16 protein-coding genes are annotated in these 19,189 nt (G+C 71.5%); 12 read left to right on the top strand and 4 right to left on the bottom strand.

All coding sequences use genetic code 11. From position 1 onward, the window contains the following. Positions 1 to 78: 78 nt before the first annotated feature. On the top strand, positions 79 to 1,095 hold the full coding sequence (locus tag LXT21_RS38905) for a hypothetical protein (RefSeq protein ID WP_254043299.1): 1,017 nt from the start codon (positions 79 to 81) through the stop codon (positions 1,093 to 1,095). 3 nt (positions 1,096 to 1,098) lie between these two features. Here LXT21_RS38905 and LXT21_RS38900 read toward each other — a convergent pair whose 3' ends face one another. Beyond that, positions 1,099 to 2,508, bottom strand: coding sequence for an NAD-dependent succinate-semialdehyde dehydrogenase (locus LXT21_RS38900; RefSeq protein WP_254043298.1), 1,410 nt, complete (start codon positions 2,506 to 2,508; stop codon positions 1,099 to 1,101). Positions 2,509 to 2,642: 134 nt separating this feature from the next. Here LXT21_RS38900 and LXT21_RS38895 point away from each other — a divergent pair, with 134 nt between their 5' ends. The 7 genes from LXT21_RS38895 to LXT21_RS38865 all read left to right on the top strand — a co-directional run bounded on the left by LXT21_RS38895 (position 2,643) and on the right by LXT21_RS38865 (position 10,417). After that, on the top strand, positions 2,643 to 4,376 hold the full coding sequence (locus tag LXT21_RS38895; protein ID WP_407667091.1) for a sigma 54-interacting transcriptional regulator: 1,734 nt from the start codon (positions 2,643 to 2,645) through the stop codon (positions 4,374 to 4,376). A 216-nt stretch (positions 4,377 to 4,592) separates the two neighbouring features. Continuing rightward, complete coding sequence (locus LXT21_RS38890; RefSeq protein ID WP_254043296.1) at positions 4,593 to 5,330, top strand: Dickkopf N-terminal cysteine-rich domain-containing protein; 738 nt, start codon at positions 4,593 to 4,595, stop codon at positions 5,328 to 5,330. 106 nt (positions 5,331 to 5,436) lie between these two features. After that, positions 5,437 to 6,504 (top strand): hypothetical protein, encoded by a 1,068-nt coding sequence (locus LXT21_RS38885; protein ID WP_254043295.1) that lies wholly within the window; start codon positions 5,437 to 5,439, stop codon positions 6,502 to 6,504. 106 nt (positions 6,505 to 6,610) lie between these two features. Further along, on the top strand, positions 6,611 to 8,839 hold the full coding sequence (locus LXT21_RS45270) for a serine/threonine-protein kinase (RefSeq protein ID WP_407667087.1): 2,229 nt from the start codon (positions 6,611 to 6,613) through the stop codon (positions 8,837 to 8,839). Beyond that, on the top strand, positions 8,839 to 9,570 hold the full coding sequence (locus LXT21_RS38875; RefSeq protein ID WP_254043328.1) for a hypothetical protein: 732 nt from the start codon (positions 8,839 to 8,841) through the stop codon (positions 9,568 to 9,570). Before LXT21_RS45270 ends, LXT21_RS38875 begins: the two co-directional genes overlap by 1 nt. A 66-nt stretch (positions 9,571 to 9,636) precedes the next feature. Beyond that, positions 9,637 to 9,876 (top strand): hypothetical protein, encoded by a 240-nt coding sequence (locus LXT21_RS38870; RefSeq protein ID WP_254043294.1) that lies wholly within the window; start codon positions 9,637 to 9,639, stop codon positions 9,874 to 9,876. A gap of 106 nt (positions 9,877 to 9,982) precedes the next feature. Further along, positions 9,983 to 10,417 (top strand): biopolymer transporter ExbD, encoded by a 435-nt coding sequence (locus tag LXT21_RS38865; RefSeq protein ID WP_254043293.1) that lies wholly within the window; start codon positions 9,983 to 9,985, stop codon positions 10,415 to 10,417. A 17-nt stretch (positions 10,418 to 10,434) separates the two neighbouring features. Here the strand turns inward: LXT21_RS38865 and LXT21_RS38860 are convergent, their stop codons facing one another. The 3 genes from LXT21_RS38860 to LXT21_RS38850 all read right to left on the bottom strand — a co-directional run bounded on the left by LXT21_RS38860 (position 10,435) and on the right by LXT21_RS38850 (position 12,835). Next, on the bottom strand, positions 10,435 to 10,743 hold the full coding sequence (locus LXT21_RS38860; RefSeq protein ID WP_254043292.1) for a hypothetical protein: 309 nt from the start codon (positions 10,741 to 10,743) through the stop codon (positions 10,435 to 10,437). Between the two features lie 92 nt (positions 10,744 to 10,835). Further along, the gene (locus LXT21_RS38855; protein ID WP_254043291.1) at positions 10,836 to 12,200 is read right to left on the bottom strand and encodes a hypothetical protein; all 1,365 of its coding nucleotides are present in this window, start codon (positions 12,198 to 12,200) and stop codon (positions 10,836 to 10,838) included. A gap of 74 nt (positions 12,201 to 12,274) precedes the next feature. After that, positions 12,275 to 12,835, bottom strand: a complete 561-nt coding sequence (locus LXT21_RS38850) for a pyridoxamine 5'-phosphate oxidase family protein (RefSeq protein WP_254043290.1) — start codon at positions 12,833 to 12,835, stop codon at positions 12,275 to 12,277. Between the two features lie 124 nt (positions 12,836 to 12,959). Between LXT21_RS38850 and LXT21_RS38845 the strand changes: the two genes are divergently transcribed. The 4 genes from LXT21_RS38845 (at position 12,960) to LXT21_RS38830 (ending at position 18,626) form a co-directional block, all read left to right on the top strand. Beyond that, on the top strand, positions 12,960 to 13,697 hold the full coding sequence (locus LXT21_RS38845; RefSeq protein ID WP_254043289.1) for a phosphatase PAP2 family protein: 738 nt from the start codon (positions 12,960 to 12,962) through the stop codon (positions 13,695 to 13,697). Between the two features lie 205 nt (positions 13,698 to 13,902). After that, positions 13,903 to 15,651, top strand: a complete 1,749-nt coding sequence (locus tag LXT21_RS38840; protein ID WP_254043288.1) for a histone deacetylase family protein — start codon at positions 13,903 to 13,905, stop codon at positions 15,649 to 15,651. Between the two features lie 38 nt (positions 15,652 to 15,689). Further along, complete coding sequence (locus LXT21_RS38835; protein ID WP_254043287.1) at positions 15,690 to 16,349, top strand: acyltransferase; 660 nt, start codon at positions 15,690 to 15,692, stop codon at positions 16,347 to 16,349. A 240-nt stretch (positions 16,350 to 16,589) separates the two neighbouring features. Then, positions 16,590 to 18,626: an ATP-binding protein gene (locus tag LXT21_RS38830; RefSeq protein ID WP_407667090.1), complete on the top strand. Its 2,037-nt coding sequence runs from the start codon at positions 16,590 to 16,592 to the stop codon at positions 18,624 to 18,626. Positions 18,627 to 19,189 lie beyond the last annotated feature (563 nt).

The following is a 19,189-nucleotide window of genomic DNA, read 5'->3' as shown; positions in this document are numbered from 1 at the left end:
GGTGCGGGGTGACGCCGGACGCCCAACATGATGTGGGATTCACCTCCCCGATGGCGGGGGAGGTCGTTATCGTATCGCGTGCCCCGAGCTTCCGAGCCACCCCCTCCGAGCGAGCTTCCCCGACAGCAGGACGAGCGCCTGCGACGTCTGGAGGACGCGTTGTCGGAGGGCCAGGCCCGGGAGGACGCGGCCATCGAGGCGTGGGTGCGCAAGACGGGGCGCCTGCCTCCCCGGAAGGTCCGCCGACAGTGGGAGAAGCAGTGGCGCAAGGAGGCCCGGCGGGACGCGAGCGCGGCGACGCGGCGCCGGTCGCGGCGGCGCTCCTCGAATGCTTCCAGGGACCCGGCCAGGGCGGCGGCCTTCATCGCGCCGGCCATCGCCTGCCTGGTGCTGGCGCTGGGCCAGCCGCGTCGGCTGTGGTGGCTCGTCTTCGTGGCGCTGGGGTTCTTCCTGGCGTCGGCGAAGTACCTGAGGCGCCCCACGGAAGAAGAGGAGGCGGAGGCCACCGGGCTCGGGTTGCGACCCGCCGCGGCCCGGCCGGTGGAGCCGGTGGACCCCAAGGTGGCGCGCGTGGACGCGGTGTGCGCGAAGCTGCTGGCGGAGCTGGCCCAGGGGCCCGCGGTGCTGCGCGAGGTGGTGCACGCGCCCGAGCGCACGGTGGAGGCGCTGCGCCAGGGCTGTCACGCGCTGGCGAGCCGGGAGCGGACGCTGCGCGCGCTGGCCACGCCGGAGGAGGCGAGCCGGTTGGAGGAGGAGCACCGCGCGCTGACCGCCCGGGTGGCGGCGGAGCGGGACGCGGTGGTGCGTGAGCGGCTGCGGGGCGCGCTGACCGCGCTCGAGTCGCAGCGTCAGCAGCGCGCGGAGCTGTCCACGGCGGCGGACCGGCTGGAGGCCGAGTACACGCGGCTGTTCTACACGCTGGAGAGCCTCTACGCGCAGGTGCTGCGGGTGCGCACGGCGGACGCATCCGGCGAGGACGTCGCCGGGCTGGGCCTGCGTCAGAGCGTGGAGCAGCTCGGCGCCGAGGTGGAGGCCGTCACGGAGGCGTTGGAAGAGGTCCACCGCCCGCCGGATGGCCGGGTGCGCACGCGCTGAGCGCTACTCGCTGAGCGCGCCGCCGCGAGCGGGAGGCGACTGCGCGCCGGAGGCGACGCGTACCGTCTTGGCGTTGAGGAACTCGTGGATGCCCAGGTCCGCGAGCTCGCGCCCGTGGCCGGAGTTCTTCACCCCGCCGAAGGGCAGCCGCGCGTCGGACACCACCATCTGGTTGACGAACACCATGCCGGACTCGATGCCGTCGATGAAGCGGCGCTGCTCGCCCGCGTCGCGCGTCCACACGCTCGCGCCCAGGCCGAAGGGCGTGGCGTTGGCCAGCTCCAGCGCGTGCTCCACGTCGCGGGCGCGCAAGAGCGTGGCCACCGGACCGAACAGCTCGTCATGGAACGCGGGCGCGGAGGGCGGCGGGTCCGCGAGGACGGTGGGCGGATAGAAGTTGCCGGGCCGCTCCAGCGGCTTGCCGCCGATGAGCAGCCTCGCGCCGGCCTTCACGCTCGCCTCCACCTGCGCGTGCAGGCCCTGCAGGATTCCCGGCGTGGCCAGCGGGCCCAGGTCCGTCTTCGGGTCCATGGGGTCGCCCACGGTGACCTTCTTCAGCCGCTCGACGAAGCGGCGCTCGAACTCGGCGGCGATGGGCTCGGCGACGATGAAGCGCTTGGCGGCGATGCAGGACTGGCCGTTGTTGATGAGGCGCGCGGACGCGGCCGTCTCCACCGCCTTGTCCAGGTCCGCGCTGGGCATGACGATGAACGGGTCACTCCCGCCCAACTCGAGCACCACCTTCTTGAGCGACTTGCCCGCCGACGCGCCCACCGCGCGGCCCGCGCCCTCGCTGCCGGTGAGCGTCACCGCGCGCACGCGGGCGTCCTCGATGACGCGGTTGACGTCCGCGGTCTCGATGAGGAGCGTCTGGAACGCGCCCTGGGGGAAGCCCGCGTCCAGGAACAGCGTCTCCAGCGCGAGCGCGCACTGGGGCACGTTGTGCGCGTGCTTGAGCAGGCCCACGTTGCCCGCCATCAGCGCGGGCGCGGCGAAGCGCACCACCTGCCAGAAGGGGAAGTTCCACGGCATGATGGCCAGCACGGGCCCCAGCGGCTGGTAGCGCACGAAGGCGGTGTCGCCGCCCACGTCGATGGGCCGGTCCTTGAGCAGCCCCTCCGCCTTGGCCACGTAGTAGCGGCACGCCGTCGCGCACTTCTTCGCCTCGGCCTTGGCGGCCTCCAGCGGCTTGCCCATCTCCTCGGTCATGATGCGGCCGTAGTGGTCCGCCCCCGCGTCCAGCAGCTCCGCGGCGCGGCGCATCCAGCGGGCGCGCTCGGCGAAGGGCGTCTGGCGGTACGCGCGGAACGTGTCCGAGGCGAGCTGGAGCTTCGACTCCAGCTGTTCCGGAGTGAGGGCGTCGAACGTGCGCAGCGTCTTGCCGGACGTCGGGTCGATGGTGGCGATGGCCATGGGAGGCTCCTTGCGGGAGCGCGGTGATAGCAGCCGGGCGCGTGCGCACAATGCCCGGCGGAGGCCAGCGTCAGGCCCCGCACGCGCCCGGGCCCCGTGTTCCTGATATGCGACACATGTCTCCCGCGTCCGCCATGCCCCAATTCCTCGTCCTGCCCGACGGCCACCGCCTCCCCCTGGACAAGCCCGTCCTCTCCCTGGGCTCCGACGCCACGTGTGACGTGGTGCTCACGGGCGCGGGCGTGAAGCCGAGCCACGCGCTGTTGTTTCGCGACGCGCGCGGCTGGAGCGTGTCCCCGGCGGGGCGCGGCTGTGACGTGCGGGTGAAGGGCCGGCGCGTGGACCTGGCGCCGCTGGAGCCCGGTGACCGCATCCGCCTGGGCACGGTGGAGGTGGAGCTCGTCGAGATAGGAGACGGGCGCGCGGAGGGCTCGCGAGCCCCCGAGCCCCGGCGCCTCGTGGCGGTGATGGCGGAGCTGTCCTCGCGGCTGCTCGCGCAGCGCCCTCCGTTGGAGTTGCTCGACGTGGCGATGCGCGGCCTCGCCGACGTGGTGGGCGCGGACGTGGGCTTCCTCGTCGCGGCGGACTCGAGCCAGGGGCCTCGGCGCGTGTTGTTCGCCACCGGCGCGAAGGCCGACGCCGCGGTGGTGGACAGCCTGGTGGACCGGGTGCTGACGTCGGGTGCGCCCGTGCTCGTGGCGGACGTGGCGGCGGACGCGGCGCTGGCGGGGGCGCCGAGCCTGGAGGCGCTGCGACTGGGCTCCGCGCTGGTGGTGCCGCTGCGCGTGGAGCTGGTGCCGTTGTCGGTGGTGTACCTGGGGCGCAAGCTCGGCGCGCCCGTGTTCACCTCGGCGGACCTGGAGGAGGCGCTGGCGCTCTGCGCGATGACGGCGCTGCTGTTGTCGACGCGGCGCGAGCTGACGGAGCTGCGCTCGCGGGTGGAAGGACTCACGCGGCGCATCGAGGCCGCGACGTTCGAGGGGCTCATCGGCGAGTCCCCCGCGATGCGCGCGCTGTACCGCCAGGTGGAGCGGCTGGGGCCCACGCCGCTCAACGTCCTCATCCAGGGCGAGACGGGCACGGGCAAGGAGCTGGTGGCCCGCGCGCTCCATCGTCGCGGAGGGCGTCCGGGGCGCCTGGTGGCCATCAACTGCGCGGCGCTGCCGGAGAGCCTCATCGAGCGCGAGCTGTTCGGCCACGCGCGCGGGGCCTTCACTGGCGCGGGCGCGGAGCGGGCGGGGCTGGTGGAGGCGGCCGACGGGGGCACGCTGTTCCTGGACGAGATTGGCGACATGCCGCTGTCGCTCCAGACGCGCCTGTTGCGCGTGGTGCAGGAGCGCGAGGTGACGCGGCTGGGGGAGCACACGCCGCGCAAGGTGGACGTGCGAGTCGTCTCCGCGACGCACGTCTCGCTGGAGGAGGCGGCGCGCAAGGGCACCTTCCGCGCGGACCTGCGCTACCGGCTGGAGGAGGTGCGCGTGGACGTGCCGCCGTTGCGAGCGCGCGGCGACGACGTGCTCCTCCTCACGCACCACGTGCTGACGCAGGAGTCGCGCAAGGCGCGGGGCCTCACCCAGAAGGCCATGGAGGCGCTGCGAGGCCATCCGTTCCCCGGCAACGTGCGCGAGCTGGTGTCGCGCGTCCGGCGCGCGGCGGTGCTGGCCACGGACGAGCTCTTGCGCCCCGAGGACCTGGAGCTGGGCGGAGATGACGCGCCCATGGTTCCGCTGGAGGAGGCGCGCGAGGCCTTCGTCCAGCGCTACGTGCGCGAGGCGATTGCCCGCTCTGGCGGCAGCAAGAAGGACGCGGCGGCGGCGCTGGGCATCGGCCTGCGCTCACTGTTCCGCTACCTGGGCGAGGGGGACTGACACGCCGCCTCCTCGGGAGGCCCGGTCCGCGTGCCAGTCCTGGCACGTTTCCCCCGACGCTGCGCGGCTCGCGGCGCCGTTCGTCGCGCAACCCCTTGGAATCGTGAGGCTTCGCGCTCGCGAAGGCCCGCGGCACGGCGGTTGCGAAGGGGGTCTCCGTACGCCGCTGACGAGCAGGGCCGGCGCGCGGCGAGAACGACCTTCACGGAGACGAACATGAAGCGATGGCTGATGGCGCTGTTCCTGGCGGTGGTGGTGACGGGCTGTGGCAGCACCAACGAGGACGACGACAAGAACCCGAACAACCCCGACCCGAACGAGCAGGAGAAGATACTCTGCAGCGCGAGCAAGGCCTGTCCCAGCGGGCAGTTCTGCTTCAACGGCTTGTGTGCCCTGGGCTGCCAGTCGAACGCGAACTGCGCGGCGGACCAGTACTGCGACACCGAGGACACGGCCGCCCTGGCCTCCTACTGCAAGAACAAGAAGGTGCCGACGTGCACCTCCGACACCCAGTGCCTGAGCAACCAGACCTGCATCGAGGGCCTGTGCAGCCTGCGTCCGCCCGCGAACCCGCCCTCGTGCGACCCGGACACGTCTGACTTCCGGGACGGCTGCGACAAGTACTCGGTGTGCATGGACCCGGATGACGACGGCGCGCGCCAGCCGTACTGCGCCAGCTTCGCGCCGTGCGCCGAGGACGGGGCCTGCCCGGTGGGCCTGGGCGGCGCGGTGTGCAACGACGGCTACCTGTCGAACAAGGGCCGCTTCTGCATGCAGGGCCTCTGCCGCGACAACTCCAACTGCCCCTCGGAGTGGAGCTGCGTGAAGCCCTTCACGGGCTCGGTCATCGGCTTCTGCAGCCCGGGCGCCTTCGGCTTCCCGTGCCAGGAGAACTCGCAGTGCAAGTCCGGCCAGTGCTTCGGCGCGCCGGGCATCATGGGCACCTGCATGTAGCAGGGCGCCAGAGTCGGTCCTCGTGCTTCCAGGGAGTACGGGGACCGTGCCTCGCGGGGGCTCGCGCTCCCGCGGGGATTTGCGCGTAGAGTGGCGAGGCTTGCTGATGCGTCACTTCCTTTCCTGCTGTGGGCTGGCCCTGCTCGTGCTGCTGTTCGCGCCGGGCTGTCCTCTCGACATCCGTGTCCGCTGTGACGAGTCGCACGCCTGCGCCTCGGGCGAGGTCTGCGTGCGGGGAGGCTGTGAGCCTCGGGCCGTGGAGCGGGTGGGGGAGGACTGTGACGGGGACTCGGAATGTGGCCCCGGGCTCACCTGCGGCATGGGCTTCCCGGGCGGGTACTGCCTGCTCGAGTGCTCCGCCGATTCGCCGTGTCCCTCGGGCACCGTCTGCGCGAAGGACCTGGGAGTGTGCCTGCTCGGGTGCGGCGAGGACTGCTACCGCCCGGGCTATGGCTGTGGCCCCGTGCCCGATTCCTCGGGACTGCTGAACGCCTGCGTGCCCGTCGCGACGCAGGCGGACGGTGGTGGCGGTTGGGATGGAGGTGGGTCGGACGGTGGCGGCGTGGATGGTGGGGGTGGCTCGGATGGTGGAGGCGTGGACGGTGGAGGGGGCGGCCTGGATGCGGGCTGCGTGACCGCGATTTGCGAGGCGCCGGACGCGGGCTGCGCGGCCACGGTGGGGATGGGGGGCACGTGTGCTCGCGCCTGTGAGTGCCTGGATGCCGCCGCGGCGTGCGTGGAGGGGCGGTGCACGGAGTCGTGCACGTCCGACTTCACGTGTCGGGACGGGCGACGGTGCAACAACGGCGGGTGCGAGGTGGGGCCCCGGCTGGGTGAGGCGTGCAAGGACCCGTTCGACTGCGCGGGCACCGCGAAGTGCCGTCCGGAGCGGCCGAGGTGCGAGGAGTCCTGCAATCCGAACGCGGGAGGCGGCATCTGTCCCGAGGGCTACCAGTGCGCGCTGGATGGGCTGTGTGTTCGGGCGTGCACGGGAATCCCTGAATCGACGGGCGAGGTCTGCGAGAACTCGTGGGATTGCGCCACCTGCGCGGTGTGCCTGACGTCGGGGGCACAGTCGCGGTGTCGGCGCACGTGTCGGCTGGACAGGGACTGTCCCGGGGGCGCCGTGGGAGCGTGCGAGCAGGTGGGCGAGACGAAGGCCTGTCGGTTGTAGCGCTTGGGTTGCTCGCGGGAGGCGGCTCCCCGAGAATGCGCCCGTGATGACGGGTGAGGTGGTTTCGGGCCGCTACCGACTCGAGCGGGAGCTGGGGCGTGGAGGAATGGCCACGGTCTTCCTGGCCGTGGACCTGCGCCTGTCCCGGCCCGTGGCGTTGAAGCGGATGCACCCGGGCAAGGACCCTGGGCGCGTGGAGCGCTTCCGACGCGAGGCCGAGCTGGCGGCCTCCTTGCGTCACCCCAACATCCTGGAGGTGCACGACTTCGGTGAGGACGCGGAAGGGCCGTTCCTCGTCTGCGAGTGGGTGCGGGGCGAGGATTTGCGGAGCCTGGCCGCGAGGCTCGGGCCGGTGCCACCCGAGGCGGCGCTGGTGCTGGGTTGGGAGCTGGCGCGCGCCCTGTCCGCGGCGCATGCGAGCGGCGTGGTGCACCGCGACGTGAAGCCGGACAACGTGCTGGTGGCGGAGGGGGGGCCGCTGAAGCTGGCGGACTTCGGGCTGGCCGCGTTGGAGGACCAGGAGCGGCTGACGAGCACGGGCGCGGTGACGGGCTCGCTGGCGTACATGGCGCCCGAGCGCATCGACACGGGCGCGTTCTCCCCGGCCTCGGATGTGTATGCCGTGGGGGTCATCCTGTTCGAGCTGGTCTCGGGCGGAACGCCGCACGCGGGCAAGGGGGCCGCGCACCTGGCGGCCTCGGTGATGACGCGGGATGCGCCGTCGCTGACGGAGGTGGTGCCGGGGACGCCCGAGTCCTTGTCGGTCCTGGTGTCGAGGTGCCTGACGAGGGATGCCCGCAACAGGCCGACGGACGGAGGCGTGCTGGCGGCGGAGCTGGAGGCCCTGCTGCGGCAGGAGGTGGGCCCGCCCGCGGAGGTGGCTCGGGAGTTCTTGAGCAATCCGGTGGCGGGTGCCATCCAGTGGCGGAAGTCTCGCTTCCAGCGCTTGCTGACGGAGGGGCGCGCGTTGCTGGCGAAGGGCGAGGGCGCGCGCGCCGCGAAGGTGCTCAACGCGGCGCTGATGTTGGAGCCGGCCTCGTCCGAGGTGGTGGCCCTGCTGCGGGAGCGGCAGCGACCCAGGCGCTCGCGGGCGCGGTGGGCCGCGGGGTTCGTGCTCTGCGCGGCGACGGGGTTGGGGGGATGGACGTTGTCTCGTCATCACGAGGCGACGCGAGCCGAGGACCCGACGTCGTCCCGGGATGGACAGGCGGGAGCGCGGGGCTCGGATGCGAAGCCGTCCCGAGACGGACAGACGGGGACAGGCGCCGAGGGCTCGACGCCGTCCCGAGACGGACAGGCAGGAGCACGGCCCGAGGGCTCGACGCCGTCCCGAGAGGGACAGGCAGGTGCATGGGTCTCGGGCGCGACACCCTCCGAGGGTGGAGCGGCAGGCGCATGGAAGGCTTCCTGCGCGGAGGGAGACTCCTCCCCTGAATGTGTGAAGGCGCTCGCGCGAGGACGCGAGGACGCGGGGCGTGGTTCCGATCTCCTCGTGGATGACGGGCTGGGAAGCGAGAGTGTCGGCGCGGCGCGCGAGGCCCTCGCCGAGCTGTCGCGGACGCAAGCGAAGAAGGCGATGGGTTCACGGTCCGCCCCAAGTCCGTCGATGCGCGCCGGGAGCGCCTCGGGTGGACCCTCCGGGCCGACGCCTCCTGCCCGCGGGGCGCAGCCGAGCACGGTGGGCGAGACCGCCGTGGCGGCTCCGACGCAGGCGGAGCCAGCGCCAGCGACCGTGGGCACGGACGCCGCGGGCGGTGGCGAATCGAATACACGGGGAGACGTGACGTCGGTAGCGCATGCGCCTGTGGGAGATTCAGTGAAGCCGGAGTCGACGGAGGGTTCCCCCGTCGTCCCCGTGTCGGGTGGCTCGGTGCCGCCGGCGAGCGCGGACTCGAGTGCCGCCGCGCCCGCGAGCCCCGGGGTGTTGAAGCTGACGGCGCGCCCGTGGGCCGAGGTCTTCGTGAACGGAGAGAGCCGGGGCTACACGCCTCGGGTTCGTGAGCTCTCGTTGCCCTCGGGGACGCACCATCTGCGCTTCGCCAACTCGCTGTGCGACGAGGTGGAGATGCAGGTGTCGCTCGCGCCCGGGGAGACGGTGACGCGGGACGTGGTGCTGCCGCTGCGCAAGGCGGAGGTGCTCATCCTCGCGCCCGCGGGCTCGCGGCTCTTCGTGGATGGCCGGGAGGTGGGCGTGGCGCCCCTGGCCAGCGCGGTGAAGGTGGAGCACGGTCGACACACCGTGACGGCGCGTCGCGCGGGCGCGCCCGTGTTGCAGCGCGAGGTGGACGCGGTGGCGGGGCGGCAGCTCGAGGTCTCGATGGAGGGGCCGCCGTGATGATGGGTGTGGCCCTGGTGCTCGGAGTGCTCGCGGCGTCGCCGCTGGACGGCGCGCGTGAGGCCTACCAGTCCGGTGAGCTGCCCCGGGCGCGCGCGGAGCTGGAGTCACTGCTCTATCCGCTGAGGCTCGATGGCGACGAGCTCGAGGCGCAAGCGCACCTGCTGCTCGGGGCGACGTGGCATGCGCAGGAGGAGCTGGCGCGCGCCGAGGACGAGGTGGTGCGCGGGCTGTCCGCCCACGAGGGCACGGCGCTGGACCCGCTGTTGTACCCGCCAGACTTCCTCGCCTTCGTGGAGCGCGCGAGGACCCAGCATGCCTCGCGCATCGCGGAGCTGCGGGCCGAGCGACGTCCGCGCCTGATGCCTCCGCCGACGCCCCTCGCCACGCCGATGCGCGAGGCGGCGACGCGAGAGTCACATCCGACGATGTCCCGGGCCTGGTACCTGGCGCCGCTGGGCGTGGGCCACTTCAAGCAGGGGCGCTCGGGCATGGGCACGGCGCTGGCGGTGAGCCAGGGCCTGGGGCTCGCGATGGCGGGCGTGTCGTTGGGGACGTCGTTGTCGCTGCGAGGGCCGGATGGGCGCTACAGCGCGAAGGACGAGGGGACGGCGCGCACGCTGAACGTGACGTACCTGGTGGGCGCCTATGCCTTCGCGGCGGCGTATGCGTATGGTGTGTTCGACGGGCTGGTGCTGACGCCCCAGCCGCCCGCTCGCCCGGTGCCCTGAGGGACGGGCGGGATTTTCGTGCCGCGCCGCGCCCTTTTAGGGAGGGCAGGAAGACTGGAGACCCCCATGACCGACTTCATCCGCGAGCGCCGTTTCAACCCCATCATCGCCGGTGTGTTGTCGTTCTTCTTCCCGGGCCTGGGGCAGCTCTACAAGGGGCAGCTCTTCCGAGCCATCCTGTGGTTCTGCTTCGTGGGCGCGGGGTACTGGTTCTTCGTCTTCCCCGGCCTCGTGCTGCACTTCTTCTGCGTGCTGGGCGCCGCGTTCGGCAGCGCGGGGCAGGACCGGTTCCGCCTGTCGCGGTAGCGGCCCGCCGTGACGCAACGATGACCGCTCGCGGGACGTCCGCCCGCCAGCTGCGTCTCGAGTCCGTGTATCCATGTGGCTGTCCCTTCCCGAGAGGAGCAGCCGCATGGGTATGTCCGTTGGTGGTGGCCGGGGTGGTGTGAAGAGTGAAATCAACGTCACGCCCCTGGTCGACGTGGTGCTGGTCCTCCTCATCATCTTCATGGTGGTGACGCCGATGATGCAGCGAGGGCAGCAGGTGGACCTGCCTTCCTCACAGCAGCCGGACAGGGAGAAGGCGACACCGCAGGATCCGCTCATCCTCTCGATGACGTCGGACCGCCGCCTGTTCGTGGAGGCCGAGGCCTACGCGGACGAGAAGGACTTCCAGGCGAAGCTGCAGGCCGCGCTTCGAGCGGAGCCGGACCGGAGGCTGTTGTTCAAGGCGGACCAGTCGCTCACCCACGGTGACGTGCTGAAGGTGATGCGACTGGCCCAGGGCGCCGGGGCGAAGCAGGTGGCGCTCGCGGTGGTGAAGCCCGGAGAGGGCGCTTCACCGTAGGCCCGCGTGTCGAGCGGTCAATCCATCTCGAGCTCGACACCGCCTCCGAGCCGCAGCGCGAGGTTGACGAGCGCGCCGGTGATGAGGCCGACGACGAACCCCGCGAGGCCATAGACGATGACGGCTCCCACCATCAGGAGGAGCCCGCCACCCAATCCCAGCTCGCCGAGGTGCAGGCCCTTGCCGAGGATGGCGTAGGTGCGAGGCGAGCCGAGCAGCAGCACGGCCATGCTCGTCAGTGTTCCCACGGTGATGCCAATCAACGCATAGAACGCACCCAAGCACTTGCCGAGCGAGATGGCGCCGACACCGCGAATCACTGTCATTCCAAATCCTCCCCCTCCGCCAGGACTGGCGGCACTTCTCACCCCTCTAAGGGACCGAGGTCCTGGACGAAAACGAAGGACTCGGGGCTTGCCTACCGTCCGTCGGATTCTTCCTCCGGGTCCACGGCGCGGTAGGGGAGCCGCGTTGGCGTGGGCGGGTAGTAGGGCCCCTCGCGGAGCTTCTCGAGTCCCTCCACCCACTCGCCCTTCATCGGATAGCGGTCGACCACGTAGGGCAGGCGCGCCGCCAGCGTGGCGAGGGTGGCCGTGGGCGTCGTCCCTCGCTCCCACTCGGCGGAGGCGTACGCGAACATCAACTCGACGTCGTTGACGAACCAGCCGTATGCGTCACGGTGCTCCTTGCGCTGTTGCTCCAGTGTCGCCAGGTCTCCCTGGGCCAGTCGCTCCGCCACAGGGACAGCGTGGAAGTCGGCCCACTTCCGGGTCAGCGGCCAGTAGCTGAACAAGCTGTCCAGGCGCTGCTCCAGGAGCTTCTGGGACTGGTCCAGCTTGTACTTCCAGCCGCCGTAGTCGTGCAGCGCCTTGTCCGACTGCACCTGGTCTTCTGGCACGAGCAGGAAGAAGTTGAAGCGGAACTGCAGGTCCGGACGCCCATCCTCCGTCGACAGTCCCTTCCATCGACGCAGCAGCCCTGACTCCGCGTAGAGCGTCGCCACCAGGATGTTCAGCTCCTGGTTGTGCTCGAGCTCCAGGTAGAGCCGTGTCGCATCGGGCTGCGCGGGCCGCTCGCCCACGGCGAAGGTGAAGAAGCGCTTGGCGTCGTCCTGATGCGCGCTGACGAAGGCGAAGGGCCCGCGCTTGGACACCCGCGTGGGCAGCGCATGAATCGGACTCGCGTCCAACCGGGCGAGCTTCGCCTTCTCCGCGTGATAGGCGTCGACGACCTTCTCAGGCTCCAACTTCAGGTCCATCAACCAGCGCAGGATGTACTTGCGCTCGACGTAGCGTGCCTCGAGCGTCTGGTAGTGGTGGCGGATGTCCGCCCAACGCTGCAACCGCCGATAGGCCCCACGGGACTTGAAGCCGTGGACGTCGTGTTCGAGCGAAAGCCGGCGGACCCGCTGCGCGTCCTCCCGCTGGATGAATGCCTCGAAGGTGCCACCCAGCTCGGAGAGGGACACCAGGTCCTCGTCGATGGCGTCGGTCAGCGCGCTCAGCCAGTGGTGGACGAGCTGCCGACGACCGAGCCCCGCCGCGTCGGTCATCATCGTGTCCGCGAGCTGAAGCAGGGGCAGGTCCTGCACGTCCCGCTCCGGGTCGAAGCCGAGGGTCTTCAGTCCCTCCGCGAGCCGCCCGAAGGTGTCCCCCGTGTCGTACTGCGCCTGCCATGCGTACAGCGCGCCGATGAGCTTCCGCTTCTGCGCGTCATCCCGGGCGGAGTCCAGCACCGCCTGAGCGCTCTCCTCGACGAGGTCCTCGATATCGTGCTGCGACATGGCTTGGAGTGTCCCTCGCTGTCCGTGGCGGGCCTCCCATGGCTGTGCCGCATGATGCCGGCCTTGGCAACCGCTCAATCCTCCTCGTCGAAGAGGCCGGTCGGCAGGCCGTCGATGCTGTGCGTGTTCTTCTTGTGCCGGTACTCCGTCAGTCCGTCCTCACCCTTGCTCTCCGCCCAACGCGTGAGCGTGGGCCTCTCCGCGGTGAACGCGTAGAGGGGCACGCTGTAGCCGCAGGACTTCTGCACCAGGTCGATGTCCAGCTTCACCATCTGCCGCGCGCCCAGTGGCTCCACGCCGCCGAACTCGTTGGCCAGCAGCCGGGTGTACGCGGCGCCGCCCCGACGCAGCACCTGTCCCCGCCCATAGAGGCGCAGAATCATCGGCGGCCCCTCGAAGGCGCAGAACATGAGCGTGAGGCGTCCGTCGGCGCGCAGGTGCGCGGCCGTCTCGTTCCCGCTGCCGGTCAGGTCCAGATAGACGACCTCGTTGGGGCCGAGCACACGCAGCGAGTCGAGCCCCTTCGGAGACAGGTTCACCCGACCCGTGCTCGCGGCGGAGGCCGTGAAGAACATCCGCTGGCGCAGGATGAAGTCGCGATGGATGGGCTCGATGTGCGGATACTGGGTGGCCATGCGCGGGGTCCCTCTGCCGTGAAGGTAGTCCTCCCGGGTCGGCGTGTCGAAGCCATGGAGGCCAGCGGACACTCATCGCTTCCCGCGCGTCTCGGGGCGCGCATCCGGGCATAGTGTCGTGCACATGTGGCGTCGCTTGTGGGCTCAGTGGGCGAAGATGTCGGACCGGAACGTGGCGGTGACGCGGCTCTTCGGGATGCTGCTGTTGCTGGCGGTGTGCTGCCTCGGTTTCATCGCGCTGTCGGATGAGGTGTCGGAGGGCGAGACCCAGGACTTCGACGAGCGCGTGCTGCGGCTCTTGCGCAGCCCCGAGGACCCGTCCCTGCCGCGAGGCCCCTGGTGGCTGCGGCTCACCGCGGAGGACGTGACGTCGCTCGGCGGCGCGCCGGTGCTCTTCCTGGTGACGCTGGCCGTGTGCGGCTTCCTGCTGCTGGTGCGTCGCTACCGGACGTTGCTGCTGGTGCTCCTGGCCACCGTGGGCGGCACGCTGCTCAACGGCCTGCTCAAGCAGTTCTTCTCGCGTCCCCGCCCCTCCGTGGTGCCACACCTCAAAGAAGTGATGACGACCAGCTTCCCGAGCGGCCACGCGATGCTGTCCGCCATCGTCTACCTCACCCTCGGCGCGCTCCTGGCCCAGCTCACCGAGCGCCGACGGCTCAAGGCGTACATCCTCACCGTGTCACTGCTCCTCCCGTTGCTCGTGGGCCTGACCCGCGTGTACCTGGGCGTGCACTACCCCACGGACGTGTTGGGCGGCTGGGTGGCGGGGCTCGCGTGGGCGTTGCTCACGGCGCTCTCCGCGCGGGGCCTGCGTCGTCGCAGCCCGGCCCTGCGTGAAGAGGTCCGACGTCAGGTGGAGTGAACGTCGCCCTCGTCCACCAGGGCCGCTCGGTCGCCCGGTCGCTGACTTCCGGACCTTCTCAGGAGCCGAGAGCGGACGGCCCTCGCCTGCGTGCCCACGAAAAAGCCCCCAGGGGCCGTCCGCTGGGCGAAAGTCGCGCTCCCGTGCGCCGTCCATCCCGCTGCCCTCCGTGTCGTCCGCTCCCACTTCGCGCGAGGTGCGCGGCATGAGCGTGTGGAGCTGGCTGGGTCGGTGGCTTCCCTTCGCTCGCGGCGAGCACGTCCCCATCTTCTACGACGAGGACTACCGGCTCCCCCTCACCGGCATCGAGACCACCGTCGGCGTCGAGCCGCGCGGCGTGGATTTCACCACCTGGTATCTGCTCGAGAAGCACGTCGTCCGTCCCGAGGACGTCTACCACCCTCGACAGGTGAGCTACGCGGAGCTGTCCCGCGTCCACGATGCCGCCTACCTCGAGTCCCTCGGCCAGCCGGAGACACTCGCCCGCATCTACGCCGTCGACCCGTCGGAGGTCCCCGTCGACACGCTCCTCTCCAACGTGCGCCTCGTCTGCGGCGGAACCCTGGGCGCCGCCCGGCTCGCGTTCGGCCGCCGAGGCCCCGTGGTGAACATGGCCGGCGGCTTCCACCACGCCGCGCCAGGACGCGGTGGCGGCTTCTGCGCCGTCAACGACATCGCCGTGGCGCTCGCCGCCTTGCAGGCCGATGGCTACGAAGGGCAGACGGTCGTCCTCGACCTGGACGCACACCCACCCGACGGCACCGCCGAGTGTCTCGCTGGCCACCCCAAGGTGTGGATCGGCTCGCTGTCCGGCAGCGACTGGGGCGCGCTGCCCGAAGGCGTCGACGAGACGCGCGTGCCGGAGGGCGTCACCGACGAGCAGTACCTCGCCCTGCTGGAGGCGATGCTCGCGCGCATGCCCAAGCCGCGCCTCGCCTTCGTCATCGCGGGCTGCGACGTGCTCGCCGGAGACCGCTTCGGCCGCGTGGGCCTCACCGTGAAGGGCGCGCGGCGCAGGGACGAGCTCCTCGCCCGGGCGCTGCGCGGCGTGCCCAGCGTGTGGCTCCCCGGCGGCGGCTACCACGCCGAGTCGTGGAAGGTGTTCGCCGGCACGGTGCTCGTGCTGTCCGGCATGGCGGGCCGTCGCATCAAGGCGCGCTATGACCCGATGAGCGCTCGCTACCGGCGCATCTCGCGGATGCTGTCGCAGGAGGGCGCGCCGCTCGACGAGCCGCTGACGCTCGAGGACCTGGAGGGCTCGCTGGGCCTGGGCGGCGCCGTGCAGCCGCGCGTGCTCGGCTTCTACACGGCGCAGTCGCTCGAGTACGCGCTGTTCCGCTACGGCCTGCTGTGGCAGGTGGAGCGCCTGGGCTACAGCCGCCCCCGCGTGGAGGTCAGCTCCACTGGCGCCGGAGACCGCATCAAGGTCCTGGGCCGCGCGGGCGGCGAGGAACACCTGTTGGTGGACGTCGTCGTGGAGAAGCGCTCCATCGGCGGTGAGCCGTACTTCTTCGTCAACTGGCTGAGCCTGCGCCACCCGCGCGCGCGCTTCAGCGAGCGCCGTCCCCAGCTCCCCGGCCAGGACGTGCCCGGCCTGGGGCTCGCGCGCGAGGCCACGGAGATGTTCGTGCTGATGGCGCGGCGACTGGGGCTCGCGGGCGTGGCCTTCCGCCCCATGTGGTACCACCTGGCCGTCGTGGCCCGCGCGCGTTTCCGCTTCGCCGACGCCGCCCGACAGGGGCGCTTCGAGGCGATGATGCGAGACCTCGCGGCCCTGCCGCTCCTGGAGGCCACACGCGCGATGGCCGAGGGCCGCGTGACGCTCGACGGCAAGCCCTACCGCTGGGAGGCCGACGACATGGTGCTGTCGCTCGAGCCCACCCCCGTCGACACCGACGCCATCGCCGCCGAGCGTGAGCGCCACCACTTCACCGTGGAGCCGCGGCTCGGCTGAGTCACCGCGTCCTCGCGCGGACATGGTAGGCAGGGCGCGTGGACCTGGACGCGCTCCGCCGTGAGCAGCACAAACGCCGCCTCTCCTGGATGCCGTGGCTCTACTTCGTCCTCAAGCCCCGACACCGAGGCTGGGCCGAGGCCTGGCAGCGCGAGGTGCAGGCGCTCCTGATGGAGCTGGAGACCGTGCGCATCGACGAGGGCTGCTTCGTCGCCCCGGAGGCCCGCATCTTCGCCGAGCCCGGTCGCACCGTCGTCATCGGTCCCGGATGCAGCATCGCCGCGGAGGCCTTCGTCCATGGGCCCGTCGTCCTCGGGCCGCGCGTGAGCCTCAACGCCCGGGTGAGCCTGGATGGCGGCGCGGCCGGCATCCGCGTGGGCGAGGGCACCCGCATCGCCAGCGGCGCCACCCTCTACGCGTTCGACCATGGCCTCGCCCCGGACCGCCCCGTGCGTGACCAGCCCGTCACGTCCCGAGGTATCAATGTGGGCGCGGATGTATGGATAGGTGCCAACGCGGGCGTGACGGATGGCGTCACGATTGGCGACCACGCGGTGGTGGGCATGGGCGCGGTTGTCACTCGCGACGTGCCGCCCTGGGCCATCGTCGGAGGGGTGCCCGCCCGTGTGCTCGGCGACCGCCGCGAGCGCCCCCGCTCGGGGATGCCGGGTGGGTGGGAGCCAGGCGACCAGGGGTGAACCTTCTCCGCCTTCATTGACTTCCCGACATTCGCCGCCCCTATGCTGGAGGGCAGGTCGCCACCGGGAGGGGCACAGGGTTTGGAGAGGCACCCACCCGACCCCCCGACGTGGGCGCAGGAGGCCGAAGTGGCAGACGAGCGGCGGGACGTGGGGCGCGTCGAGGCCCTGGCACAGGTTCCCGAGGCGAGCACGAGCGGCCCGACCGCCCGGCCCGCATCCACGGAGGGTGGGGCCGCGGTGGCGCGGCGGCTCCAGTCCCTGGAGGGGCTGCTCAGTGAGGTGGTCTTCCAGCTCGACGCCCAGGGGCGTGTCACCTACCTGGGACCCGGGTGGGAGAAGCTCACCGGGGCGCTCGGCGTGGTGTCGCAGGGACATCCGCTGACGGACGTGGTGCATGGCCTGGACCGCGAGAGCGCGCGGCACCTGCTCGAGTCGGTGGCCACGCAGCAGATGGCGGACGCCCGGCAGGAGCTGCGCCTGTTCGTCGGCGGCGAGTCCCGCTGGGTGGTGCTCGCGGCGCGCGGCGTGCCGGGGCAGCCCGGTGAGGTGGTGGGCACGCTGCTGGACATCGACTCGCGTCGGCGCGCCGAGGAGGCCGTCGCCACGCGCGAGCGCTACCTGGAGACGATGGTGGAGGTGCAGCGGCGGATGATGCCGCACCAGGACCCTCGGGACTTGTACACGTCCGTCGTCGAGCCCCTGGGGCGCGTGTCCGCCGCATCCCGCGTCTATGTCTTCGAGATGCACCGGGCGGAGAACGGGGCGCTGCTCGCCTCGCAGCGCGCCGAGTGGTGCGAGCCGGGCATCCCTCCCAACCTGGAGGACCCGAACATGCACGGGCTGCCGCTGCTGGAGGCGCTGTGGCCCGAGCAGGCCGCGGACCTGATGCGCGGCGAGCCGGTGCAGGGCCTGCCCCAGGACTTCACCGAGCACCTGACGCCCATGCTGGAGGCGCAGGGCGTGCGCTCGGTGCTGCTGTTGCCGCTGCACGTGCATGGGCAGCTCTTCGGCGTCATCGGCTTCGACAACTGCCGCGAGGCGCGGCCCTGGGGGCCCATCGAGGTGAACCTCCTGTCGGGCGCGGCGGGCACGCTGTCGCTCGCGCTGGAGCAGCGCAACGACAAGGCCCTGCGCGTGCGCACGGAGACGACGCTGCGGCGCACGGAGGCGGGCGTGCACCTGTTGCTCGAGTCCTTCCCGGACCCGGTGATGGTGCACGTGGGGGACGGCGTGTTGTTGTCCGTGAACCCCGCACTGGTGCAGTACCTGGGTTATCGGGACGCGTCGGAGCTGCTCGGCCGGCACGTGCTGGAGCTGGTGCGCGAGGAGGACCGGAGCGCGGCGCAGCTCTACCTGGGGCAGGCGCTGGAGGGGAAGGGCGCGGCGCGCGCGGTGGAGGTGCCGCTGGTGCGCCGCGATGGCGAGACGGTGGTCGCGGACCTGGTGACGCTGGCCGTGGTGTTCGACGGGACGCCCGCGTGGGTGACCATCGCGCGTGACTTCACCGAGCGGAAGCGCTCGCAGGCGCAGCTGATGCTCGCCGACCGCATGGCCTCCATGGGATTGCTCGCCGCGGGCATCGCGCACGAGCTGAACAACCCGCTCGCGTATGTGTTGTCCAACCTGGACTTCCTGCACGCCACGGTGGGCCCGCGCGCGCGGCCGCTGACGCCGGATGACCTGGTGGAGTGTCGCCAGGTGCTGGACGACGCGCGCGAGGGCGCGGAGCGGATGCGCCAGATTGTCCGCCAGCTGCGGGTGTTCTCGCGGGTGGACGACACGCGCGAGGAGCCGGTGGATGTGCACCGGGTGCTCGACTCGGTGGTGCAGATGGCGGCCAGCGAGGTGCGGCCCCGCGCGCGCCTGGTGAAGAGCTACGGCGAGGTGCCGCCGGTGCGTGGCAACGAGGGCAAGCTGTTCCAGGTGTTCCTCAACCTGGTCATCAACGCCGCGCACGCGATTGAAGAAGGCCAGTCGGAGACGAACGAGATTCGCATCACCACGCGGCCGGACGACGGCGCGCGCGTGCTGGTGGAAGTGCGGGACACCGGGGGCGGCATCCCTCCGGAGCACCTGCGCCGCATCTTCGACCCGTTCTTCACGACGAAGTCCGCGGGCATCGGCACGGGCCTGGGCCTGTCCATCTGCGACACCATCGTCACCGCGCTCGGTGGCCACATCTCCGTCGAGTCGTCCGTGGGCGTGGGCACCACCTTCCGCGTGGCCCTGCACGCCGCGGCCCCGGGCATCTCCGACATCCACCGGGGGCTGTGACGCGCTTCGGTCCGACGACACGCCACCTCGCGCGGCATGTCGTCGGGGCCTGAGCCGTCTCGCGCGGAGACACGCCACCTGCGTGGCGCACGCGTCGGGGCCCCGCGTCATCCTGCTCGGTCGCGCCAGCCCGCGCGGTGTGAGGCCGAGGCTCGCGTCATCCTGCTCGGTCGCGCCAGCCCACGCGGTGTGGGGTCGAGGCTCGCGTCATCCTGTTCCGTCGCGTCAGCCCACGCGGTGTGGGGTCGAGGCTCGCGTCATCCTGCTCGGTGGCTCGCGACCCGCGCCGTGTGGCGTTGAGACTCGCGTCATCTTTCTCGGTGGCTCGTCACCATGCGCGGTGTGTCATCGAGACCTGAGTCTCCTGAGACAATGAAACAAACAACGGGCATCTGCTCGTGGAGGCTCGTGCGCGCGCGTCATCACCTGGAGCGTGAGCCCGCTCGACATGCAACCGTGACACCACGAGGGCTGTCGACATGCTCGTTCCCACCGAGCGAGCGCCGTTTCCCTTCACGGCGCAACTGTTTCCGCGCGGGGCGCGAACCCGACGGGTCCGCCCC

This window comes from Myxococcus guangdongensis (assembly GCF_024198255.1).
In the GTDB taxonomy this organism is placed as follows: domain Bacteria; phylum Myxococcota; class Myxococcia; order Myxococcales; family Myxococcaceae; genus Myxococcus; species Myxococcus guangdongensis.
Note: the sequence above shows the minus strand (reverse complement) of the source record. Positions and strands in the feature narration are given on the sequence as shown.

What these genes read in the sequence shown, in the direction of transcription:
- LXT21_RS38900 (WP_254043298.1), bottom strand. Translation starts at nt 2,508, where the DNA reads ATGGCCATCGCCACCATCGACCCGACGTCCGGCAAGACGCTGCGCACG.
- LXT21_RS38895 (WP_407667091.1), top strand. Translation starts at nt 2,643, where the DNA reads ATGCCCCAATTCCTCGTCCTGCCCGACGGCCACCGCCTCCCCCTGGAC.
- LXT21_RS38890 (WP_254043296.1), top strand. Translation starts at nt 4,593, where the DNA reads ATGAAGCGATGGCTGATGGCGCTGTTCCTGGCGGTGGTGGTGACGGGC.
- LXT21_RS38885 (WP_254043295.1), top strand. Translation starts at nt 5,437, where the DNA reads ATGCGTCACTTCCTTTCCTGCTGTGGGCTGGCCCTGCTCGTGCTGCTG.
- LXT21_RS45270 (WP_407667087.1), top strand. Translation starts at nt 6,611, where the DNA reads ATGGCCACGGTCTTCCTGGCCGTGGACCTGCGCCTGTCCCGGCCCGTG.
- LXT21_RS38875 (WP_254043328.1), top strand. Translation starts at nt 8,839, where the DNA reads ATGATGGGTGTGGCCCTGGTGCTCGGAGTGCTCGCGGCGTCGCCGCTG.
- LXT21_RS38870 (WP_254043294.1), top strand. Translation starts at nt 9,637, where the DNA reads ATGACCGACTTCATCCGCGAGCGCCGTTTCAACCCCATCATCGCCGGT.
- LXT21_RS38865 (WP_254043293.1), top strand. Translation starts at nt 9,983, where the DNA reads ATGGGTATGTCCGTTGGTGGTGGCCGGGGTGGTGTGAAGAGTGAAATC.
- LXT21_RS38860 (WP_254043292.1), bottom strand. Translation starts at nt 10,743, where the DNA reads ATGACAGTGATTCGCGGTGTCGGCGCCATCTCGCTCGGCAAGTGCTTG.
- LXT21_RS38855 (WP_254043291.1), bottom strand. Translation starts at nt 12,200, where the DNA reads ATGTCGCAGCACGATATCGAGGACCTCGTCGAGGAGAGCGCTCAGGCG.
- LXT21_RS38850 (WP_254043290.1), bottom strand. Translation starts at nt 12,835, where the DNA reads ATGGCCACCCAGTATCCGCACATCGAGCCCATCCATCGCGACTTCATC.
- LXT21_RS38845 (WP_254043289.1), top strand. Translation starts at nt 12,960, where the DNA reads ATGTGGCGTCGCTTGTGGGCTCAGTGGGCGAAGATGTCGGACCGGAAC.
- LXT21_RS38840 (WP_254043288.1), top strand. Translation starts at nt 13,903, where the DNA reads ATGAGCGTGTGGAGCTGGCTGGGTCGGTGGCTTCCCTTCGCTCGCGGC.